Raw genomic sequence first — 20,996 nt, forward strand, 5'->3', positions numbered from 1 at the left:
GTCTAAGAGCAGGATGATTTTGATGAAAAGCCAAACTATCCTGTTTGGCTTTTTTATTGCCTTTTCTTTGGCTAAACCCAGTTATTAAGACCCTAGCTTGATAATCGAAGAGTACATCTGTTGCGGATCTGACTGACGGCTGAATCGCGCTTGGAAGCTCTCCACCACATAATCAATAAAGGCTCGTAACTTTTGCGATTGCTCTTTGTGGTAAGGGTAAACGATGTAGAGCGCGTGCTTTTCCATCTGCCATTCAGGGGTAATCTCAACCAATTCACCGGATGCCAATTGAGGCTCAACAAAGAAGTCTGGCAACAACGCAACCCCATGTCCGGCACATGCCGCTTGGGTGAGCGCCAAACCACTGTTGACAGTGTAAACACTCGCAGGCAGATCAACTTCCAATACCTCACTGCCATTTTGAAATGTCCAACGGCGAGACGTTGAAGAGAGGCTATAGCTAAGTAGGCGATGGTTTATAACGTCACGTGGAGATTTAAACGGCTGCGACTCTTCAAGGTATTGAGGGGAAGCGCAAAGTACACGGCGGATATCCAATAGTTTGCGCGAGCGTAGGCTAGAGTTACCCAATTCGCCTCCGCCACGAATGGCAATATCGACCCCTTGCTCAATCAAATCGATATGTTCATCACTCATCACTACTTCGATGGATAGCTCTGGATGCAGCTTCATAAATTCACAGATGATGGGGTTTAGCTCAATCAACCCTAATGACATCGGCATGCTGATTTTTAGTGCGCCCTTTAATGTGTGGGAAGACTCAATCACCGAGCGGTCTGCGTTGTTGAGTGCATCGAGAACCTGACACACTTGCTGATAATAGAGCTGACCATTATCGGTAATGTGCAAGTTACGCGTCGTGCGGTTAATCAAAGGGCTTTTCAAATAGCTCTCTAACTCATTGATGTTTTTACTGATGGCGGCTTTTGAGAGATTTAAATCTTCTGCTGCCGCGACGAAGCTACCTAGCTCCACCACTCGACGAAATACGGTTAATGCTCTGATCTTATCCACGCATTAGTTTCCTCATGTTCTTATTGTTCACTGTTGGTGAACTATATAGCCACTATTATAGTGTTTATTCACTAGTGGGAGTTAATTAATATCACCTCATTCACTGAGTGCCCGACATAAGTAGGGGCAAACGTAATTAGGATTCCACTATGAAAAAGATCGTCGCATTTACTGGTAGCAACAACAGCCAATCAATCCACAGCCTATTGGTTCAAGCGCTGGCAAACCAAGCTACACAAACAGAAGTAAACACCATTGACCTAAACGACTTTGAGTTGCCAATGTACGGTTTGGACGTTGAAGGTCAGGGCATCCCAGAAAACGCACACAAACTGCGTGCAACGTTAAACGAATACGATGCGATCATCATTGCATCACCAGAGCACAACGGCTCAATGCCAGCATTCCTGAAAAATGCGATTGATTGGCTATCACGTGTTGCACCTCAAGGTACGTCTTTCTTTGGTGACACTAAGAAACCAGTTCTGCTAGTGAGCACATCTCCAGGTGCAAACGGCGGCGCAACTAACATCAAAACCATGGCTGAGTTGATGCCTTGGTGGGGGGGCGATGTAAAAGGCACATACAGCCTAGGCGGCTTCTACGACAAGTTCCAAGATGGCAAATTTGATGCTGCGACCTCAGCGGAACTGAGTGAGCTAATGACGTCTTTCGAGAAGTCTCTGTAAGTTATCTATACTCGCATAAGTAGTGATTCATCAGGGTAGCTAATCAAGAAAGGTAGGTAAGGTATGGCGGTATTAGAACAAGGCGTTTGGTATCCAAACAAAGACGCAAGTGAGCTGACAGCAGAAGATCAATTCGCGTTACCAAGTCAGATCGAAGCGGATCGCTATCACTTGTATATGTCGTTGGCTTGTCCATTTGCCCATCGCCCTTACCTAGTGATCAAGTACCTTGGTTTGGATGAGGTCATTTCCGTCTCTTCCGTTGCTGCAAAGCGTTACAGCAATGGTTGGGAGTTTGATGACGCACATCCTGATCCTCTATACCGCGCGGATAATCTAGCGGCGTTGTATGTGAAAGCGAAAAGCGATTACACCGGACGCGTAACTGTCCCTCTACTGTGGGATAAGCAAAACCATGCGATTGTGGGCAATGATTCAGCCGCAATGGCAATGGACCTCGCTACGAATTGGCTACCTTTGGCAAAACATCCGGTGGAGTTGGTACCCGCCGCATTGCGTGGAGAGATCGAAAGCCTAAATCGATGGCTTCACAGCAATGTGAATGGCAAGGTGTATCAAGTCGGCTTTGCAACCACGCAAGCGCAATATGACCAAGCGAGCGAAACTTTGTTTGATGCGTTAGCGCAACTGGATCAGCGTTTGGGACAGTCGCGCTACTTGCATGGCGAAGACGTTACCCTATCAGACTTGTTCTTGCTGCCAACATTAGTGCGCTTCGAGGCGGTGTATGAAGTGCACTTCAAAGCCAACAAAAAGCCCTTAAAGGCGTACCATAACTTGTATCGTTACCTGCTGGATTTGGTTGCCGATGATCGTATTCGCAGCACCATCGATATTGATTACATGAAGCTGCATTATTTCTTCTCGCACAAGCACATCAACCCAAATGGGATTGTGCCCGCAGGACCTGAAATTGAGTGGCTTTAAACAAGATGAAAAATGAAGCGTGGACCGAGAATAAGCTTGGTTCACCAATCACCATTGATTAGTAATGAGCACAATGTCATCAGAAACGTATTATGGCTGATGACATTTAAATTCACTCGTAATATTGAGCAGTTTACTCTCTGGGCTATTACTTGGGCTGTACGCTAGGATAAAAATCCAAACAACGCTCCGTAAGCCACTGCATAACAGGACCTGGTTCTTTTGCTTTACCCGTCACACGGTCAATTTGTAAAAGCCAATCTTTCTCTTCCCCTTGTAGCTTAAGGGGAACGATATCTGAGTGCTTTTGAAACAGGTGGTCAGGTATCAAGCTCCAGTTATTATTCAGTTTTATCAACTCTACTAGGGTTTCTAAGTCATTCACTTTGGTTAGTGAATTAGATAAGTTTGCGTTGTAGTGAGCAGGGTAGTCTTTTAATACGATTTGCCGATACGCCTTAAGTGCTTCAAAAGAAACGGAGTCTTCAGCCAGTAGTGGATGTGATTGATGCACGGCGATAGAAAACGGCACATAGCCAATCGAACCTAAAATCACGTTCTTAGGCTGTGTGCTGCCCCACAACATAAAACCGATATCCACTTCATTACTCGCGACAGCATCAGCAATGTCATTGTTTTTCAAGACATTGAGATTGAGCTCGGTGTGCGGGAATTGCTGATAAAACTCCTCAATGACGCAAAAAAACTGCGGTGTTAGTAAAAGCGCATTGATTCCTATCGAGATCCTATCTTCTACTCCCACATTGAACGTTTGCAGCATATTTTGTACGTGTTGTGCGTGCTCTAACAAGGAGATGGCTTGAGCATGCAGTCGCTCGCCTTGTGCCGTTAAGGTAGGTAATCGAGAAGTACGATCAAAGATGGTCAGCCCTGTGTCTATTTCCAAGTTTGAAATCGTAGTACTGACCGCAGACTGTGCTTTACCAAGCTTTCTTGCCGCCGCAGAAAACGAACCACACTCCACGCACATGACTAACGTTTCAAGTTGTTGAAGATTGAACATAACGATGTATCTAATTTTTAGATGGTATCCAACTATATCTTATAAAAACTTTAGATGACAATCGCTCCATTAATCGTTAAGTACAAGTAGAGAATAAGATGAGTAACAATCAATCTGCGGAATTATCGGATACACAAAAGGAACTTGAAGCATTGCGTGAACGCTTGCGTCAAAACACTCAGACCATGCAAAGTTCGGCTAAGAAATCAGACGCTAACGAAATGATGTCTGGTGTGATTAAGACCGTGGCTACGTTCGAAAAAGACTAATAAGTTCCCTCCGAGAAAGTAGAAAGGCACCAACTGATGGTGCCTTTTGTTTTTATAGCTGCGCCGTAATTTCCTCTATCTCTTGCTGCCATTGCTCTTGCATCGCTGGTTTTTGATGTTTGGGTTTCCGCCCTAAATCGGCTTCCAGCAAGCTTTCCAGCTCCAACAGTCTTTCTAGCATTTGCTCTTCGGATTGCTCATCAGATGCGGTGTTTGTTTCCATCGACATTACTTCATTGCAATGATGCGATATGGCAGATTTGGGAGCAGTATCAGCTACGCGCTGATACACCTCTTCCGCGCTTAAATACTCCGTCAGTGAGCCATTTTCAATAAACCAGAATCGATTACAGCTTTGCTCTATCAGGCTTCGGTCGTGACTCACCAATAAGGCGGCACCTTCGAAGTTTTGCAGAGTTTCAATCAGCTCTTCTTTGCCTTCCATATCCAAATGGTTGGTCGGTTCGTCTAAAAACAACATGTGATAACGAGCGAGGGTTAAGCCAACAAACAGCAGCCTTGCTCGCTCTCCACCACTTAGACTGACGACTTTCTGTTCGTGTCTTGCGTACTCGAATCCTGCACCAATTAGCGAACGTTTTGCCTGTTCACTGCTGATGCTGGCAAACGACTGCAACGCATCCGTGATGGATTGATGATCGTCGAGTTGCTTTAGGGATTGATCGTAGTAACCCAAGCGACAGCGATCGTGGAAAGTCACACTCTCATGTTGGTTGCCTAGGTCATTTTGGAATGCTTCATACTGACGATAAAGCAGATTCAACAAAGTCGATTTACCGCAACCATTACTGCCTAGAACGGCAATTCGGTCGCCACTTTTCACGCGCATTTCTGCCATATCAAACAAGTGATAATCACTGTTTGGTGGTGTTACTGAGAAAGGCAGAACCTCTAACAGTCGATTTGCTGGCATTGACTCACCTTGAAGTTGTAGCGCCCACGGTGTGCCTTCTGTCAGTTCGGTTTGTTCTTCCTCTAAACGTTCTTTGCGCGCAAACATCGTCTTGGCTTTTCGAGCAAGATCTTCGTTGTCGTAGACTTTGCCCCAAGTGGCTAAACGCTTGGCGCTTTTTTCGATTCGGTCGATCTCTTTCTGCTCGCTGGCATGGCGAAGTTGATCGGTTTCATCTTTCTCTTTCAATGCTTGTCTTGCTTGAGAACAAGGTAAAGAGAAATGATGCAAAGAGCGATCTCGCATGACCCAAGTGGTGTTGGTGACGCGATCGAGTAAGGTTTGATCGTGAGATACCAATACGAATGAGCCTTTCCAGTTTGATAGGAATTGCTCTAACCAAAGGAGCGATGGCAAGTCCAAGTGGTTGCTTGGTTCATCCAGAAGCAGTAAGTCAGGTTGATGGATAATCGCACGAGCAAGCAGGAGTCGCATTTGCTGACCTCCGCTGCAATTCTCAACCGGCATGTGTCGTTCTGTGTTTGAAAATCCGAGTTCATCCAATAAGAGTTCGGCGCGCCAAATCTCATCATCGGATAAGGATTCCGCTAACGCATCTAAGACAGAATGTGTGCATAAAGATTCAGGTAAATGCTGCTCAACATAACGCATCAAACATGAACTTGCTTTGGCAACCGTGCCTTGGCTTGGTTCAAATTGACCGCTAAGCAGTTTGAGTAGGGAGCTTTTACCACAGCCGTTATGACCGATAAGACCAATTTTGTCGCCACGATGAATCGTAAACGTTAGAGCTTTGAAGATTGGTGTTGCTGTGTGAGAAAGGGTTAATGATTGTGCAGTTAAAAAAGTACTCATAGTGTTCTCAAGAATTTTGGGCGTAAGGCGCCGTTGTCATAGCTGACAATAATTCTTCGAGCTTGAGGGAAAGTACTCGGGTGACGTGTTTTCGTCGAAAGGTAATTATTCGCTCAAGTCGAGATTATCGCAGCGCGAAATCTGAAACTCTTGAGCGGTCCTTCATGCCATAAAAACGTGGGTTGATTGAACACCACAAAGACATAAATTCCTCCTTAATTTCGTTGTAAGTGTTGCCACTTTTGGTTGATAGATGCGCTAGATTCTAACCCTAAAAGTGGCAATGTACAGATAGCTTGATGAAAAAATGATGAGAGGATCACCAAGGTATCACACGCTTTTAGCGATATAAGCTGAACTTCTTGGTCAATTCTCGAAGAGTTTCAGTCTCGCCGAACAAGCAAATACCCAAGTATTCTAACTCGGCTTCCGGTGTGTTTTTGGTGGTTTGCTGTTGATAAGCCAAGTTTGCAATAAACGAATGATTTATTTGTTTTTCATGCAATAAGATTTCCCGAGTTTTCTAATAGACAAGGCACCAACGGACTGTCGGTGCCTTAGGTCGAGTGAACCAGGTTCTATTGTTTGTTTAGCTCAGCCGCTGTATCAACAAAGATGCCTTGGATGTCTTTCGCTTCACGCTCTGTTTGACCACCGTGTTTTAGGAACGCGTCGATGATCGCTGCGGTTTTTTGCTCTTTTGCGCGCTCTAAGAAGTAACGCAACTCTAGCTCTGCACCTGCGTCTTCATCTTTGATAGAGGTTGCGATGATCTCTTTGTACATTACGATGTCACGCACTTCTAGTTGGCTAATCACGCCCAATGTTGCCGCCAAGAATCCATCCAACTCTGCTTTAGGAACAAACTGAGTAATGATGTTTAACTGCTCTGCTTGTTGTGCCGTAAAGTCGTTACCAAGTAGTAGTGCTTGAAGTGCTTTGTTTTTACCCATGCGACGAGCGAACTGCACCGCACCTTGACCACCCGTTGGGATGTTGACGTGGATCTCTGGCTGAGCAAATGCTGCGCTTTCAGTTCCGTAAGCCAAGTCACATGCCATCACAAACTCATTACCGCCGCCACGAGCCACACCATCAACCACAGCAACCGATACTTGTTTCATCGCTTTGATGTTGGCAATCATGTGGTTGAATTCAATTGATGCTGCCTGACCACCTTGTGTGCCGTTGATAACGTTCAAATCTAAATGCGCCAAGAAGAAAGACTCATGAAGTGATTTGAATACCACCACTTTTGTATCGCGGTCATCTTTAAGTGATAGTAAAAATTCGTTGATTTCATTAATCAAATCGATGGTCAGTACGTTCACTGGTGGGTTGTTGATTTCAACAGTAGTGATGCCATTTTGTTGTGTGATTGATAGAGTTTTCATAGCTGTTTCCTCAGCGTTAGTAAGATCAGCAGACCTCGGTAACGCGAATTTATTGGTTTGGTATTGAGGAGGTTTGTCTCTCTCCCGTTGTGTGCAGCTACTATAGATTTGTTATAAGATGAGAAAAATAAGCCAAATAGCACATGATTGGTGCTCTACTGGCAACAATAGTTTTTTAGGTAAGGCGTTATGGATTTCTCTAGTCGTTTACTGCTGTTACTTGAAGTAGTCGAGCTTGGCTCGTTCACCAAGGTATCAGAACAGAAGAATGTGGATCGTTCGGTGATCTCAAAGCAGATCAGCCGTTTGGAAGAGGAGTTGGGTGTTCGATTGCTCAACCGAACCACGCGCTCTTTATCGTTAACGGCTGCTGGGAATGAAATGGTCAACCAAGCCAAATCCCTTCGGTCACTTCTCAGTGATACTCACCGTTTGGCGCAGAATTATCACGAGGAGCCTCGTGGTGTCTTGCGCATTACCAGCTCGACCATGTTCGGGCGTCAATATGTTCAAGATGCGATTTCGGTGTTTCAACAACAATACCCAGATGTGGAGTTTGAATTGCGCTTAGAAGATCGCATGGTGGATATGGTGCAAGAGGGCTTTGATATTGGCTTCCGCATTGGGCGACCTAAAAACTCAAGCTTGATTACCCGTAAGATTGCGCGAAGTCGCCTTTTGATTGTTGCTGCCCCTGCGTTTTTAGAAAAGCATGGTGAGGTGAACAGTCTGGAGAAGTTGGAATCTTTACCCGCCACTATTTACGCCGCCCCAGGTTTGTTATTCGATAAATTCGGCTATCAAGATGAGCAAGGTAAACAACAGCATTTTCAGCTTAATGTCGCTTATAAAGTGAATGATGTGGAAATGTTGGCAAGAAGCGCAGCTGGAGGAAATACGCTTGCTGTGGTGACTGCACAAATGGTTCAAGACGAAATCAAGCAAGGCAAGCTAGTGCCAATCATGACGCACTTGAACATTGATGATTTCGGCACCTTTTACGCCGTGTATCCGCACCGAGATGCGCCAATTAAAACCAAGTTGTTTATCGATACACTCAAATCCATTGTGGGAGAAGAGACGCCCATTTGGGAGAAGAACATCCCAAACTTCGACAAGATGTATGGGCGAGGACGTTAGTGGCTTGGTGCTCGAACGAAGAAAGCACCGACGTTACGGTGCTTTTGTTTGAGTGCGAAATGGCACTCAGTATCTTGTTAGCGACTAGAACTTCGCCATAAACGATTTAGTCAGTGGTAGACGGAAATCTTTGCCCATCATTTCATAAACGTTGAATTTCACCGTGTTCCAGTTTTCTTCAAAGTTGTATTCGAATACGCTGTCACCCGTATCCAAGCTTTGTGTCATGGTCCATTCTGTTGCGTAACCAGACATACCATTGCCGTTGCCAAAGTCTTTGTATGGCGCATCCGCAGGTACGCGATAAGGAACTGTCGACAGCTTCATCATACCGTTGGTGATGCTGGTCGGCTCCGTGAGTTTGCTCATAAAGTAGCTCGCGTGAACAAAGCGACTGTGTGAGTTACCGTTGCCAATGGAGCCATAGTCGGTATCACGACTCGCGTTTTCCCACGTTGGTTGAACCTTCTTGCGCATTTCGATGTGCTCTTTCATCGAAGGGTCGTTAGTCATTACCATCGCTTCTTCGCCGCGGTAGGTGTGCAAGCCGTCTTTATCCATCTCAATCACTAGGCGATCACCGCTTTTGTCTGTGACAGACCAGTGCAGTTTGATTTCAACGGGCATGCCTTCCATAGGGATAGTCGCGTATTCCAATGCTGGTAGCGCTTTAACCACTTCATCGACTGTTGCGTAGTTAGCTAACAGGTATTCAGCGATGGTAAATTGCGTGACTTCTGACCCTGTTTCTGCCTTTTTCATGGTCATATCTGGATAGAACAGAGCGTTGACTTGCATGCCCTCGCTGTTTACGCCATCGGCAACTAACTCACCATAAGCCAGTACCGCAACCATGTCGTATTTCACCGTGTAGGTATTACCTAGACCATTACCTTGAAGCGAACGAATGTCGCCTTTGTTAATTGTACCTAGCACAGGTGAGGTTGATTCCATCCAATCCATCGTTCTAGAAGTGAAAGTGCCCAAGTCGGTATTCCATGCGACTGAGGTACAAGCGTGCGCTACACCAGTAGTAAGGGTGCCAGCAAGAAGGGCTAGGGTGATTGCTTTCAATTTCATAGTAACTCCGATTCATGTTTAGGAACGATTTGGAGTGTATGGTGGAAAACAAAAACACCTAAATCACGTTATGAGCATTCAATCCTCACTTGGGATGGTGTGGGCATGACTGTGTTCTTTAAACAGTCGAATCATTTCTCGCGTAACAGGACCGGCTAAGCGGTTGTGTTGCCAAAGGTTGATAGGAAACTGAAGCACGGCATGGAGTTCGTCTATCTCAATGGTCTGTAATTGCTGAGTTGATAAAAGGTCCTCCACGCAATGGGTAGGGACAATTGCCCAGCCATCACCTGCGACTAATAGGTTTTTGAGCACATTCACACTTTCGATTTGTTGGGCAAGATTCGATATCGTCAATGTTTGTGCGATGCCAGTATGGTGAAAATCCGCCATCAACAACTGCCTTGCTCGCTTTAGAGAGGTGAGGTCAACAATCTGATGTTGTTTAATAAATTCGCTGGTGGCACAGACAACAAAGGGAAGATTGAGCAGATAAGTGTAGCTAAATGCTGTCGTCGCATTGCCCGTTGGAACGAGCATGACACCAAGGTCTGCGGCGTCTTGTTCGAACAGCGCTTTCGTTTCGTGATTGTTTTTGTGAAGCCAGTTCACTTTGACTAATGGGAATTTTTTTCGAATCCCAATCATCACATCTTGAATCAGTTTTCCCGGCACCAATTCACTGTGGCAGATAGTAATTTGGCTCTCATTCCCTTGTTCGGTGCTCTGGCAAAGACGCTCAAAAGACTTGGTCGTTTCCGCGAGGTTTTTAGCATGTTGATACAGTGCTAAGCCTTCTTCCGTCAATTGAGGATAGCGGGTCGAACGGTCAAACAATGTCATGTTGATTTCAATTTCGAGGTTGGTGATCACCTGGCCAAGCGTAGTGCGATGCTTATTTAATTGTTTTGCTGCAGCGCTAAAGGAGCCACATTCCGCAACAGCGACAAAGGCGGTGACTTGCTCATAACTGATGTGCATGATGATTTGGTCCTACAAAAGTGTCTTATTCAAACCTAATGTAAGACCCCAACAGAGTCCAGACCTTTGTCATCGACTGGAAGACTACTTTCGCCAGTTCTCTGAACAAGACAACATCTGAGTCAATTCATCGAATTAAACGGGACTCCACCCAAGCACTCAACCATGACTTTGGTCATAAAGGGGGAGGTCATGTGCTTCATTGTCGATAAAGTAAACAATATCGAAATTGTTAGCAGGGAGCACTTCATGAACCAACGCCAATTACAGCAGCAAGCATTTGACTTAAGTGAGCAAAACTTAATTGTCGGTAATGTGAATCAATGCCCTATGCCACCGGAAACCTTGGCGTTAACGACAGCGGACTCAGAATATGTTGTCGAAACATTTGAAAGCGGTCTGACGGCGCAGGTATTTCATATTCGTGTCTGCGGACGAGACTATACGCTCAAGAAAAAACGCCCACAGGCGAAAGTGCAAAACCCTGATGGTCAGTACTCCTTTCTAAATGAAGTACAACGTCGCCTTGATTTTCAAACTCAAAAAGATAATCCGAATTTAGCCGAGGACTTCAAACACATTGTTGAGACTGTCTACGCTGATTACCGTTTAGGGATCATTGTTTCAGATTGGATTGAAGGCTCGTCAATTCAAGCCCTAACTGAGGACCTATTAGGGCAGTTATTCTCGACTCTGTTTGCTTGTGAGCGAAGTGGATTGTTTGAGTGGGACTTGTGTTCAGGTAACTTGCTGGTCGATGAACAAGGTCAGCTAAAGTTGTTCGACTTTGGCTATATGTATCGCTTTGACCCGTTAACAGAGTTCAACAGCAATGGCCTGCATGACCCTCTGTTTGATGCTTGTGAGCGATTTGAAACGCGTTTCCTCTCTGGTTGGTTATTGGAGCAAGATTATTCCCGAAAAGAGGCAATGCAGCTATTCAAAAACGTGAAACAACGAGCCCTTGAGATACTTGAATACAAGCGGGACTGGCTAGTTCAAAACGATGCCACGCTAGAAATCGTAGAGCGAGTGCAAACGTCAATGGAAAAGATACAAACAGCGCTAAAGTCTGATGCTCAATTGGAACATCTTTTTACGCTTGAGATGTTTCGTTCGCATGTGCTCGATATTGAAGATGATTTGGATGGTAAAAGTTGCACGCCAACCACAATTAAACGGGTGCAGTTTGTTTTGGATATGCTGCAGCACCATTATGATTTTTTGGCTGAGGGAGGTGCGTTGTTTTATCAAAATGCAGCTAAAAGCAAAGCCGAACTGATTCAAGCCTACCAAGAGAAACACGAACTCGTGTTGCAGTACCAACTTTAGTTTTCGGCGTCGAGAAAACAAAAAGCACACGAGAGGTGTGCTTTCCGTTCAGTTGGCTAGGTAGGTGCTAAGTTGTGCTACTTCGCTTGTTGCATCTCAACTAAACCACCTGCGTTATGAAGGTTGGTAAACCCTTGCGATTGTAGGTATTGATACGCTTGCCCTGAGCGATTACCACTGCGGCAGTAGAGCACGATTTGCGTGTCTTTATCGACATTAGCAAAGTGTTTATCTAACTCTGAAAGTGGGAAGTTAACCGCATTGTCCAAGTGACCATCGGCAAACTCTTGTGGTGTGCGTACATCGACAATCATTGCGCCTTGCTCAATCCATTGCCAACCCTGCTCTGCACGTTCAGAAGCAAATACCGATGGTGCGGAGAAAGCTAAGCTCAAACAAGTGAATACAATCGGAAGTAGTTTTTTCATTGAGTTCCTTTCCTCAAGGTCAATTGCCCTTAATCGTTCTGATCAAGATTATACGTGCGATTATCAAACTTCGATGTGGCATCGGTCGAAATGTCGTAACCTAGCGTGTTATGACTTTAATCCTAACATTGCGCCAAACACCAATAACCCAGCGCCACAAGCTTGATTCAACCTATGTTTCACGCGCAGTAATAAGCTCTGTAATCGCGGTGAGGTAAACAAGATGGCAACCATAGAAAACCACATCCCGTGTAGCGCAATCATGTAGACACCGTAACCTAAAGCTAGGTGCTGTGATGCTGCATTCGGATCGATGACTTGGCTAAAGATACTCAAGAAGAACAACATGGTTTTTGGGTTAAGCACATTGCACAAAAAGCCTTGGAAAAAGAACTGCCAAATGGAGATGCTTTGTTGTGTTTCCCCCTCTATCTTCTGCTGAGAGTCAGTCCCAAAAATCCCTTTTAATCCTAGATAGATCAGATAAGCCGCACCGAGGTAGCGAATCAAACTGAACAACCATTCGTTCTGTGAGATTAAGTAACTGATACCAAGCAATGAATAGGTAATGTGCACCGAAATCGCAAGACTAATGCCCACGGCACTCCAAATTCCCGCTTGTCTGCCATTGTTGAGGCTGTTTCTAAGAACCAATACAAAATCAGCTCCGGGACTTATAACGATGAGTATACCTAATAAGGCAAGGCTGAAAAGCTCCATAGTGTTTCCTGTTTCTTCGTTGTTATTAATGGGGCAATTGTAGGTCGAGAGTTCGGAGACTATAATCGAAACAAATTCCGCTAAGTGTGAGAAAAAGTCACAGATGAGGCATCTTAAATCCTTCCATGTTTTCCATGTCGCGGCATCGTCTGCGAGTTTTAGTGAAGCAGCAAACAAGCTCAATATTACGCATGGTGCAGTGAGTAAGCAGATCAAAGTGTTGGAAACCTATCTGGCTCAACCTCTGTTCTACAAACAGGGGCGTAATATGCTGCTCACTAAAGAGGGTGAGATGCTGAAAAGCTACACCGAGCAAGCATTCCAAGCGCTGGAAACTGGCGTGAACAAGCTGGTGCAGGAAAAGCATCAATACCTTGAAGTCTCTTGTGAGCCAACGTTAACCATGCGTTGGTTGATGCCAAGGCTTTCCGCGTTTAATGATGGTTGTGACGCAGATGTTCGTCTTTCGACTGCGGGAGGACCTGTAACGCTTGGCTCGACGGGTCTTGCTATGGCGATTCGTCGAGATGACTTTGAGCCTGTGTATCACTACCCAAAAACCAAGTTAGTGGAAGAGTGGGTGGGTCCCGTGTTTTCACCTGACTATTGGCAGCAAGTGAAAAGCGACTTGGACTCCGTGAAGTTATTACACAGCCAAACCAGACCCGAAGCTTGGCAAGAATGGATTCAGCGCTCTGGTGGTGCGTCGATAAGCGGAAAAGCAGAACAGTCTTTCGCGCATTTCTATTTCTGCATTCAAGCTGCAGTCGATGGCTTAGGTGCGGCGATGGGCTCTTATCCTCTAGTGATGGACGACCTCGAACGTGGCAGTCTCGTTGCACCATTTGGTTTTGTGCCGTCAGGGCATGACTATGTCTTATTGACTCAAGACAAAGCACGCTCTGAACTGGAACAAAAATTTGTGCTTTGGCTGCAAACCCAAATGGCGGAGTGTGTGCCTTGCACCTAAGAAACAGAGAGAGAGCCTAGTCAGGGCGCGTTGAGTTACCTAGAGTGGTTAAATACGTGCTACACAATGGAAATTTAGGAAATGGAAAACCTCAATATTGTTGAAATTAAATCTTTTGTTCCGGCGAAAGATTACGAGTTATCAAAGCGTTTTTATCAGGCGTTGGGTTTTGAGATGCCTTCGGATTTTGGTGGTGTGGCGTACTTCTTCAAGGGCAGTTGCTCATTCTTGTTGCAAGATTTTTATGAGCCAAAACACTGCAATAATTTCATGATGCATTTGTTGGTGGAAGATGTTGCCAGCTGGCATGAACATGTTTCGAATGTCGATCTGGCGTCATTCGGAGCCAAGATGACAGAACTGGTTGCTCAACCTTGGAAGATGCGAGAATTCTGTTTGCACGATCCTAGTGGCGTGCTGTGGCGCATAAGCCAGAATATCGATTAATTTCAAAACGATAAAAACGACAAAGGGAGCGAGCGGCTCCCTTTTTTGAAGCTCTAGTGTAAAAGTGCGTACATAGCGCCGCGATTGGCGGTCGGGTTCTCGGTGTAAATCCAATCCAAAAACTCAGTGGCGTTCTTTCCTACTTTAGGGCAATAAAGATCTTTGTTTGCCCCTTGCTGCATTAGCCATTTAAACGCTTCGAAATCATCATGAATGATGGCGGAGTGCAGAGGCGGGCTGTTACTTTCGTTCAGCCAATTTACGTCGAACCCATGTGCGATTAAGGTGTTTGCCATACGAAAGCGGCTATGACTGTCACCACTTAGAATCGACGAAATACCATATTGATACTCGACTAAGCTTAGTAAATCTTGCGAAACGCCAAACGTCTCAAAATAGAATAAGCAATCTTCGCTATCAAACACCGGAATATCATTTCCTAATGCGCACAACATCATTCGTTCTTCGGTGAGGGAATGCTTCAAAAACAGTGCGAATGAAGTAGTGATAAACGATAGGGTAAAGATTGTGGTTCTAATTGTTGTATTGATGTCCATATCTACCTGTATTTAAAAAATAAAAAGCCGCAAGCGCACCTGACGCTTGTTGGCATTAGGTAAACTTGGAAACGGTTTAATTGTGGAAATAAGGTGTCATTACGCGGGTTACGCAGCCATGGTTTGGCGTTCTTCTTCTAGCAACCAGCCGTACCACCAACTCATGAACTCAAGGGTCACGATTGGGTAGGGGTTTTGGTCAAATGGGATGTTATTGATAAATGCCAGCTTGCCTTTGCCAACGACTTCGTCAACCAATTGAAGCCCGCCATCGTCATAGTCTTTCATGATAGTTCGTCCTTTTTATCATTCGGAAAACTATACATTACAGAGTTCTCTAACCTGCAATACGGCATTGTACAAAGAGCCAAAAATGAAAATGCTATTATCAATAAAAAAGCATTTTTAATCAGATGTTTATGGTTATTCACTTGTTAGTGAATGATGGTTTATGAAGTCAACTAAGTCAGTAACTTGGCTTGGTTCGATGAATCGAGATCCAATTTTGATTTCATGCTGGCAAAGTGTGAAATTGTGCAAAAAGCGATAAATGCTTTGCCACTGTTGTATTCGAGCCAAGCTGAGGTGAGACGCGTAGCTAGGTTGTAGCCATTCGGTATAGCGCTGCCAGAAGCGTGAATTCCAATCTGGATGTGTGGGGAAAAGGGAGTGAATAGCGGAATCATCGAGCTCGCCTTTTTTGGTCAATAAACCCAAGCCGATTTGCCACTTGCCCAGTGCATTTTCAATATTCACTCGTCGCCACGTTTCATCCCACCAACTCATGTTTTGCTTACCGCTGTTGTTAGTGTCGTAAACGTTACGTGAGGCGACATGGCAGTAGTACAGATGTGTGTTTTCACTGATTACCGTTGGTGTAAATGCGGTAATCGCAGCGCCGCGAATAAAGCTTTCATGCTCGAGCAATAAAGCTTTTGGTGGCTGAGATTTTAGATATTTTGCCAAGTTCTGCATGTGAGCGTGAGCGGCAAATACAGGACGAGTTAAGAGCACTTCCTTGGATTGGGCATGTTGGGCATCGCAGTAACCGAGTTGATCAAACTGGCTGCGATTTAAGATCTTGTCGTAAGTCTTCTGCGCTTGAAGCAGTACGTCTTCTTCTGTGGGAGCGAGCTCTTTTTTGGTGAGTCGATAACGGCTCTGCTCTTGTACCTCTTCGGGTAACGAATCTTTCTCCACCAGAGCATTATCACTGATCAACAGTACATATCCCATCTTGGCATCGGCCGTCGATAATGTCCAAATATGCGCGCTACTTTGAGAGCGGCTATCGTGTCTAAACCCAGATCGCGCGACTTGAAGAAACGAACGAGTTTGTAGGATTGAGAAATCAAGTTGTGCTTCAAACAAACGGCTGAAGGTATTGAGTAGCTCAGCCAATTGTTCCATTCGCAGAGAAAACGCACGGTGATTGAGCCCTAAAGCTTGCTGTAGCTCTTGGGGAGGAACGCCAGAAATCAAAGCATCCAGCATTGGTTGTAGGTTTGATGATGCTTTATTTGAGTTGATCAGCGTTGCGGTCTTTTTGCATTGCCGACATTGCACACGTTCGGTGCCAGAGGTTGTGCGTCCGAAACGTTGCCAAGACGCTTTTGCACAATGGCATTGAGGCAATAAATCGAGTTTGAAGGTGTGTTGTTCCAGTTGATTGGCTAACGCGAGAATGGGCTCGTTCACCAAAACAGGAGGATAAGCACCACACTCAGAACAATGCCACGCATCGTAACCGAGTCGGTTTGAGCGCGAATACAAGCTCAAGTCGGGTACGCCGCAATTGGCGCAACCAAACGACTTACAGCCATTGTATTCTTGACGAAATGTCATGGTGCTTATTCTCCGAGCTAAGTCCGTATTGGATTTAGTTTTGGCTTACGTCTACTTGGCGACCGAGTTCTGGAACGGTCACTTGTTTCTTCGCTTTGAACTGGTCAATCAGCACTTGTGTTACTGAATCGCCTTCCGATTCAAACGTGCCTTTCTCAAACACATGATAGCCGTCGCCACCACTTGCTGCGTAAGAGTAAGTCGCAACTTTGTATGAGTCAGCATTGTCCACTGGTTTGCCGTTTACATTTAGGCTCACCAAGCGTTGACCCTCTGGTTTTTCGTTGTCATAACGCGCTTCGATACCAGAGAATTGCGCCAGACCGTAAGGCAAGGTGTAGCTGTATTCCAACAGTTCTTTGAGCTGTTCACCGCTTAATGTCACGACCGAGAGTTTATCCGTGAATGGGAAAAGATCCATCACGTTTTCCATCGTCACTGGGCCTTTGTTTAAGTCGACCCGAATACTGCCAGAGCTGATCATACCTACATCAGCGTTGGCAGCTTCACGCATCATATCAGCCACCAAGTTGCCGACGTTTGATTCGCGGTAGTAACGGCGGTAAGCAGTGTCGTTGATGGTCGCCAGTTGCTCGCTTAACTCAGGGAATTTGCTGCGTGCATTGGCGATAAGGTCGCTGGTTTTCTTGTCTCGTTCCAGCTTGTCGGATTCAACAGGGATGAGTTTGCCATCGAGCAGTTTTACGTCGTGCTTTTCTGTATCCACCGCGAGCTTGGTGTAACCCAAGTATTTGCCCTGACCGAAGGTAAGACCAATAACGGTGCCAGTTTTCGGGTGCACAACTGGCTTCCACAAACCATGGTCTGAGTGACCACCAAAGATCACATCCACGCCTTTTAGCTTGCCAGCCATGTCGTAGTCTTCATCAAAACCGCGTTGCACTTCTGGGTCTGCTTCTTTGTCGGTTTGCATTGGCGCCGTTTTGTTTTGGTGAGTCAGTACGACAATCATGTCCACTTCATCGCGAATCTTATCCACCCAGTATTGAGTGACTTCGATAGGGTCATCAATGGTTAAACCCTTGCGGTTGCCTTTCCACATGGTGTTGTAGAACGCATCTACGCCCATGACACCTATTACGCCTACACGAACGCCATCGCGCTCAATAATGGTGTAGGGCGAAGCAAATGGGGCATTGTTTTGCTCGAACTTGATGTTGGCGTTCAACACAGGGTAAGCCGCTCTCGGCATGTTCTCTTTCAGTGTTTGCCAACCGTATTCAAATTCATGGTTGCCGAGTGTAATCGCGTCGTAACCCATAGCGCTGTACAAATCGAAAGAGAGTTTGCCTTGAGTCTTCTTAGCAAGTGACCCGGTGAAAATATCACCCGCATCAAACAAGAAACTGGTCTCTTCCTGCGCTCGGGTTTGTTTGATTAAGGTGGCTAGATATGGAATACCACCGATGTGTGAGATGTCTGGGTTCCAAAAGGCATCAACAGGTTCGTAAACGCTCTCGATGTCGTTGGTGTGCAGCAGCGTGACATTGCGAACTTCCGCAAATGAAGAAAATGAAGCACCGATAGAAATTGCGGCCAAGGCGCAAAGTAACGGCTTTTTAGAAAATGTGTTCATAGCTGATCCGGTTAAGTCGAATGAAAATTGGGTTTCGCGAAACGGGGCAACTTTAAAAAAGCAAACGTTTAGTTCGCTTGAATTGGATCACATAAATTTACTGAGCTTATGATTAATTGTCGCAGAGTGATCATTTGTGTTGGTGAAAGTGAAAGGCTAAAAACAAAAGGCCAGCTCTCGCGAACTGACCTTTGAAGAGGGAAGAGTGGTAGAGACTTATTGAGGCGCTTTCATCGCTTCAGATTGCTCGCCCGTCATCACGAAGTGCAACTCACCACCTGGTTTGAACTCGGAATGGTCGAAGAAGAAACCGTTATCCAAAGCTTTGCCATTGATGGTGACAGACTTGATGTACATGTTGTCATCGGCGTTGTTCTCTGTGGTGATGGTGAACGTGCCGCCTTTCACCGGAATCACTGCTTTGTCGAATAGCGGACGACCCACAGTGTAGATAGGTTCTGCCGCGTTCACTTGGTAGAAGCCTAATGCAGACATCACATACCAAGCGGACATTGCGCCTACGTCTTCGTTACCAATGACGCCTTCTGGCGCTGCAAAGTACATGTCATCAAGAATGTGGTCGACGACTTGTTGTGTCTTCCATGGTTCTGCGGTCCAGTTGAATAGGTAAGGAATGTGGTGCGAAGGTTCGTTACCAAACGCAACTTGACCAATCAAACCAGACATATCCGGTGTTTCTGTGCCTTGGCTTTCTGCGGTGAAGGTGGCCTCTAGGTTTTTCTGGAACTCAGCATCGCCACCCATGATGGTTTTTAAGCCCGCGATGTCATGCGGTACAAACCAAGTCCACTGCCACGCGTTACCTTCGGTGTAGTTGCCTGTTTCGTGTTCTGTGCCGTATGGGTCGAATGGCGTCATGAAGGTTTCATCAATCATCAATGGGCGCATAAAGCCCGTCACGCCATGTTCTGCGTATTCCGTTGGGTTGTAATCGAAGTATTTTTTGTAGCCTTTTGAGCGTTCAAGGTATTGCTCTTCCGCTTTAGTATCTCCGGCTGCTTTGGCAATTTGTGCGATAGCCCAATCGTAGAACGCGTTTTCTAGACCGTAAGAAACAGACTCAACCGTGTAATCTTCAAATACTGGCTCACCATCTACACGTTGGATAGCTGGCGTGAAGCCGTTTTTCTCAATGTAATCGATGTGCTTGGTTAAAGTGCGATCCAATACGCCCTGATCCCAATCGGCTTGAAGTGCAGGGTAGTTGTCGTAAGTCGAAGAGTCGATCGCTGCTTTCAGCGCCAGCTCTTTCTCTTGCTGAGTAAACTCTTCTGGGAATTTGGTCATTGCATCCGCAATCACTGCTACCGCTGGGTAGCCGACCATGGTGCCTGTCTCGTCACCTAAGTGTTCCCACTTCGGCAGCAAGCCGCTTTCAGTGTACTTCTGAACTAGGTTCTTCGCGTATTGCACCGCGCGGGTTGGTTCTGTGATGGTTTTCAGTGGGTGTAATGCACGTTGGGTATCCCATAGAGAGTAAACCGAGAAGTTTGGCTGTTCTTCTGTTGCTTGACCGTAAGCGATGGAGTATTCCCCTTCGCCTTCACGAATTGAGCCTTTGCCCATGCCACGGAATCGACCATCTACGTCTTGATGCACCATAGGCGCAATCTTGGTGTGGTAAAGCGCAGTGTAGAAGATCTCTTTCTGATCTTCTGTGCCCCCTTCAATTGAGAAGTTGAGTGCTTTTGCCCATTTCTCACGTGCGTTGTTGCGCGCAGTATCGAAAGAGACATTCGCTTCGGCATCGTAGTTGTTTTCTGCGCCTTGTGGGTCAACCGCAGATAACGCCACTTGCGCATTCAGCTCTTGTGAGCCTTCATCTTCAAATTCGATGTAGGCAGTGACGTCCGCTTTGACACGCTTAACTGGATTACCTTGGTCATCGTAAATCAATTCAGAAACGTGCTCTGCCGTTAGGCCGTCAACAGGCTCACCATTGGCAAGGATGTAGACGTCTTTGATCTTCTTATCGAAAGTCGCATAGAAGAAGATTTTTTGGTTTTTCGCCCAGCCAGAGAAGTGCGCTGCATCGCGCTCGCCCGTGATGGTATGACCGTCTTCGCTCACCGTCAGTTTGTTGCGCAGAGAGGTCGAACCCCAGTCACTATTTAGGATGGAGTTGAGGTCAATCTTCAGACGTTGTGGTTGACCTTGCGGGTAGGTGTAACGATGGAAGCCGACACGTTCAGAAGCTGTAAGCTCAGCTTTGATACCGTTCTCAGCAATCTTCACAGAGTAGTAACCCGCTTCTGCCACTTCTGAGGTTTTGTCCATCTTGACCGAAATCGCTTCGCGGTAGTCGTCGCTGTCTTCGATGTATTTAGCTTTATCTTCGGTAAACGGCAGGAACAGAATGTCACCTAAACCGCCCATGCCCGTGCCAGAAAGGTGAGTGTGGGAGAAGCCAAATAGAGTCTTTTTATCGAAGTGGTAACCTGATGAAGAGTGCCAGCCGATCAGCTCGGTATCTGGAGAAAGTTGCACCATGCCTTCTGGCACAACAGGACCCGGGAAAGTGTGTCCGTTAAACCCTGTCCCAATGAATGGGTCGACGTATTTTAGGTTGGAAGTATCGACGCTTGGTGAGGTGTTATCGTCGTCATCGTTGCAGCCAGCCAAACCAATAACACTTGCAATTACTGCGGTGGCGATAGCGGTTTTCGTAAAGTTCATAATCTTGATTCCTTAGGCAGGAAGCGAGTTACGTCCTGCCACTGAGTTAATCTA

Annotated in this window: 20 protein-coding genes and 1 pseudogene; 7 read left to right on the forward strand and 14 right to left on the reverse strand. The window is 45.9% G+C overall.

Going from position 1 to position 20,996, the window contains the following annotated elements; translation table 11 throughout:
- Window positions 1–84: 84 nt before the first annotated feature.
- Complete coding sequence (locus KIT90_RS12410) at window positions 85–1,035, reverse strand: LysR family transcriptional regulator (protein ID WP_285376886.1); 951 nt, start codon at window positions 1,033–1,035, stop codon at window positions 85–87.
- A 149-nt stretch (window positions 1,036–1,184) separates the two neighbouring features.
- On the opposite strand from KIT90_RS12410, the gene KIT90_RS12415 reads away from it, so the two are divergent.
- Both KIT90_RS12415 and KIT90_RS12420 read left to right on the forward strand, forming a co-directional pair.
- Window positions 1,185–1,724, forward strand: coding sequence for an NADPH-dependent FMN reductase (locus KIT90_RS12415; protein ID WP_039840493.1), 540 nt, complete (start codon window positions 1,185–1,187; stop codon window positions 1,722–1,724).
- Between the two features lie 63 nt (window positions 1,725–1,787).
- Window positions 1,788–2,672, forward strand: coding sequence for a glutathione S-transferase C-terminal domain-containing protein (locus tag KIT90_RS12420; RefSeq protein ID WP_285376889.1), 885 nt, complete (start codon window positions 1,788–1,790; stop codon window positions 2,670–2,672).
- Window positions 2,673–2,820: 148 nt separating this feature from the next.
- On the opposite strand, the gene KIT90_RS12425 is transcribed toward KIT90_RS12420, so the two are convergent.
- Window positions 2,821–3,696: a LysR family transcriptional regulator gene (locus tag KIT90_RS12425; RefSeq protein ID WP_285376891.1), complete on the reverse strand. Its 876-nt coding sequence runs from the start codon at window positions 3,694–3,696 to the stop codon at window positions 2,821–2,823.
- Window positions 3,697–3,794: 98 nt separating this feature from the next.
- Between KIT90_RS12425 and KIT90_RS12430 the strand changes: the two genes are divergently transcribed.
- A complete protein-coding gene (locus KIT90_RS12430) occupies window positions 3,795–3,965 on the forward strand; it encodes a hypothetical protein (RefSeq protein ID WP_162998343.1) in 171 nt (56 codons plus the stop codon).
- Window positions 3,966–4,017: 52 nt separating this feature from the next.
- Here KIT90_RS12430 and KIT90_RS12435 read toward each other — a convergent pair whose 3' ends face one another.
- From KIT90_RS12435 to KIT90_RS12445, 3 genes and pseudogenes are all read right to left on the reverse strand, one after another.
- A complete protein-coding gene (locus tag KIT90_RS12435; protein ID WP_285376892.1) occupies window positions 4,018–5,754 on the reverse strand; it encodes an ABC-F family ATP-binding cassette domain-containing protein in 1,737 nt (578 codons plus the stop codon).
- 340 nt (window positions 5,755–6,094) lie between these two features.
- Window positions 6,095–6,211 (reverse strand): annotated as a pseudogene (locus KIT90_RS12440) (DUF2000 family protein); the annotation flags it as partial.
- A 121-nt stretch (window positions 6,212–6,332) separates the two neighbouring features.
- Entirely contained in the window at window positions 6,333–7,148 is an 816-nt protein-coding gene (locus KIT90_RS12445) for an enoyl-CoA hydratase/isomerase family protein (RefSeq protein WP_285376894.1), read from the reverse strand.
- Window positions 7,149–7,337: 189 nt separating this feature from the next.
- Between KIT90_RS12445 and KIT90_RS12450 the strand changes: the two genes are divergently transcribed.
- Window positions 7,338–8,288: a LysR family transcriptional regulator gene (locus KIT90_RS12450; RefSeq protein ID WP_285376895.1), complete on the forward strand. Its 951-nt coding sequence runs from the start codon at window positions 7,338–7,340 to the stop codon at window positions 8,286–8,288.
- 84 nt (window positions 8,289–8,372) lie between these two features.
- On the opposite strand, the gene KIT90_RS12455 is transcribed toward KIT90_RS12450, so the two are convergent.
- A complete protein-coding gene (locus tag KIT90_RS12455) occupies window positions 8,373–9,368 on the reverse strand; it encodes a linear amide C-N hydrolase (protein WP_285376897.1) in 996 nt (331 codons plus the stop codon).
- A gap of 78 nt (window positions 9,369–9,446) precedes the next feature.
- Window positions 9,447–10,349 (reverse strand): LysR family transcriptional regulator, encoded by a 903-nt coding sequence (locus KIT90_RS12460; protein WP_285376899.1) that lies wholly within the window; start codon window positions 10,347–10,349, stop codon window positions 9,447–9,449.
- A 249-nt stretch (window positions 10,350–10,598) separates the two neighbouring features.
- Between KIT90_RS12460 and KIT90_RS12465 the strand changes: the two genes are divergently transcribed.
- The gene (locus KIT90_RS12465) at window positions 10,599–11,681 is read left to right on the forward strand and encodes an AarF/UbiB family protein (protein ID WP_285376900.1); all 1,083 of its coding nucleotides are present in this window, start codon (window positions 10,599–10,601) and stop codon (window positions 11,679–11,681) included.
- 77 nt (window positions 11,682–11,758) lie between these two features.
- On the opposite strand, the gene KIT90_RS12470 is transcribed toward KIT90_RS12465, so the two are convergent.
- On the reverse strand, window positions 11,759–12,109 hold the full coding sequence (locus tag KIT90_RS12470) for a rhodanese-like domain-containing protein (RefSeq protein ID WP_054822284.1): 351 nt from the start codon (window positions 12,107–12,109) through the stop codon (window positions 11,759–11,761).
- A 108-nt stretch (window positions 12,110–12,217) separates the two neighbouring features.
- The gene (locus KIT90_RS12475; protein ID WP_009706412.1) at window positions 12,218–12,829 is read right to left on the reverse strand and encodes a LysE family translocator; all 612 of its coding nucleotides are present in this window, start codon (window positions 12,827–12,829) and stop codon (window positions 12,218–12,220) included.
- Between the two features lie 103 nt (window positions 12,830–12,932).
- Between KIT90_RS12475 and KIT90_RS12480 the strand changes: the two genes are divergently transcribed.
- On the forward strand, window positions 12,933–13,799 hold the full coding sequence (locus KIT90_RS12480; protein ID WP_285376902.1) for a LysR family transcriptional regulator: 867 nt from the start codon (window positions 12,933–12,935) through the stop codon (window positions 13,797–13,799).
- 81 nt (window positions 13,800–13,880) lie between these two features.
- Entirely contained in the window at window positions 13,881–14,246 is a 366-nt protein-coding gene (locus KIT90_RS12485; protein WP_285376904.1) for a VOC family protein, read from the forward strand.
- Window positions 14,247–14,299: 53 nt separating this feature from the next.
- On the opposite strand, the gene KIT90_RS12490 is transcribed toward KIT90_RS12485, so the two are convergent.
- The 5 genes from KIT90_RS12490 to KIT90_RS12510 form a co-directional block, all read right to left on the reverse strand.
- Entirely contained in the window at window positions 14,300–14,803 is a 504-nt protein-coding gene (locus KIT90_RS12490) for an ankyrin repeat domain-containing protein (protein WP_050567178.1), read from the reverse strand.
- A 108-nt stretch (window positions 14,804–14,911) separates the two neighbouring features.
- Entirely contained in the window at window positions 14,912–15,091 is a 180-nt protein-coding gene (locus tag KIT90_RS12495; protein WP_009706408.1) for a hypothetical protein, read from the reverse strand.
- A gap of 135 nt (window positions 15,092–15,226) precedes the next feature.
- The gene (locus KIT90_RS12500; RefSeq protein WP_285376907.1) at window positions 15,227–16,648 is read right to left on the reverse strand and encodes a hypothetical protein; all 1,422 of its coding nucleotides are present in this window, start codon (window positions 16,646–16,648) and stop codon (window positions 15,227–15,229) included.
- A gap of 34 nt (window positions 16,649–16,682) precedes the next feature.
- Entirely contained in the window at window positions 16,683–18,245 is a 1,563-nt protein-coding gene (locus KIT90_RS12505; protein WP_285376909.1) for a bifunctional UDP-sugar hydrolase/5'-nucleotidase, read from the reverse strand.
- 216 nt (window positions 18,246–18,461) lie between these two features.
- Entirely contained in the window at window positions 18,462–20,942 is a 2,481-nt protein-coding gene (locus KIT90_RS12510; RefSeq protein WP_285376910.1) for a GH92 family glycosyl hydrolase, read from the reverse strand.
- Window positions 20,943–20,996: the final 54 nt, after the last annotated feature.

The organism is Vibrio sp. B172a (assembly GCF_030248355.1).
GTDB lineage: Bacteria > Pseudomonadota > Gammaproteobacteria > Enterobacterales > Vibrionaceae > Vibrio > Vibrio owensii.

Bases quoted from the DNA above. Each gene is read 5' to 3' on its own strand.
- KIT90_RS12430 (WP_162998343.1), top strand. From the start codon at position 3,795: ATGAGTAACAATCAATCTGCGGAATTATCGGATACACAAAAGGAACTT.
- KIT90_RS12495 (WP_009706408.1), bottom strand. From the start codon at position 15,091: ATGAAAGACTATGACGATGGCGGGCTTCAATTGGTTGACGAAGTCGTT.
- KIT90_RS12445 (WP_285376894.1), bottom strand. From the start codon at position 7,148: ATGAAAACTCTATCAATCACACAACAAAATGGCATCACTACTGTTGAA.
- KIT90_RS12420 (WP_285376889.1), top strand. From the start codon at position 1,788: ATGGCGGTATTAGAACAAGGCGTTTGGTATCCAAACAAAGACGCAAGT.
- KIT90_RS12510 (WP_285376910.1), bottom strand. From the start codon at position 20,942: ATGAACTTTACGAAAACCGCTATCGCCACCGCAGTAATTGCAAGTGTT.
- KIT90_RS12485 (WP_285376904.1), top strand. From the start codon at position 13,881: ATGGAAAACCTCAATATTGTTGAAATTAAATCTTTTGTTCCGGCGAAA.
- KIT90_RS12475 (WP_009706412.1), bottom strand. From the start codon at position 12,829: ATGGAGCTTTTCAGCCTTGCCTTATTAGGTATACTCATCGTTATAAGT.
- KIT90_RS12480 (WP_285376902.1), top strand. From the start codon at position 12,933: ATGAGGCATCTTAAATCCTTCCATGTTTTCCATGTCGCGGCATCGTCT.
- KIT90_RS12505 (WP_285376909.1), bottom strand. From the start codon at position 18,245: ATGAACACATTTTCTAAAAAGCCGTTACTTTGCGCCTTGGCCGCAATT.
- KIT90_RS12460 (WP_285376899.1), bottom strand. From the start codon at position 10,349: ATGCACATCAGTTATGAGCAAGTCACCGCCTTTGTCGCTGTTGCGGAA.
- KIT90_RS12450 (WP_285376895.1), top strand. From the start codon at position 7,338: ATGGATTTCTCTAGTCGTTTACTGCTGTTACTTGAAGTAGTCGAGCTT.
- KIT90_RS12415 (WP_039840493.1), top strand. From the start codon at position 1,185: ATGAAAAAGATCGTCGCATTTACTGGTAGCAACAACAGCCAATCAATC.
- KIT90_RS12455 (WP_285376897.1), bottom strand. From the start codon at position 9,368: ATGAAATTGAAAGCAATCACCCTAGCCCTTCTTGCTGGCACCCTTACT.
- KIT90_RS12500 (WP_285376907.1), bottom strand. From the start codon at position 16,648: ATGACATTTCGTCAAGAATACAATGGCTGTAAGTCGTTTGGTTGCGCC.
- KIT90_RS12470 (WP_054822284.1), bottom strand. From the start codon at position 12,109: ATGAAAAAACTACTTCCGATTGTATTCACTTGTTTGAGCTTAGCTTTC.
- KIT90_RS12465 (WP_285376900.1), top strand. From the start codon at position 10,599: ATGAACCAACGCCAATTACAGCAGCAAGCATTTGACTTAAGTGAGCAA.
- KIT90_RS12425 (WP_285376891.1), bottom strand. From the start codon at position 3,696: ATGTTCAATCTTCAACAACTTGAAACGTTAGTCATGTGCGTGGAGTGT.
- KIT90_RS12435 (WP_285376892.1), bottom strand. From the start codon at position 5,754: ATGAGTACTTTTTTAACTGCACAATCATTAACCCTTTCTCACACAGCA.
- KIT90_RS12490 (WP_050567178.1), bottom strand. From the start codon at position 14,803: ATGGACATCAATACAACAATTAGAACCACAATCTTTACCCTATCGTTT.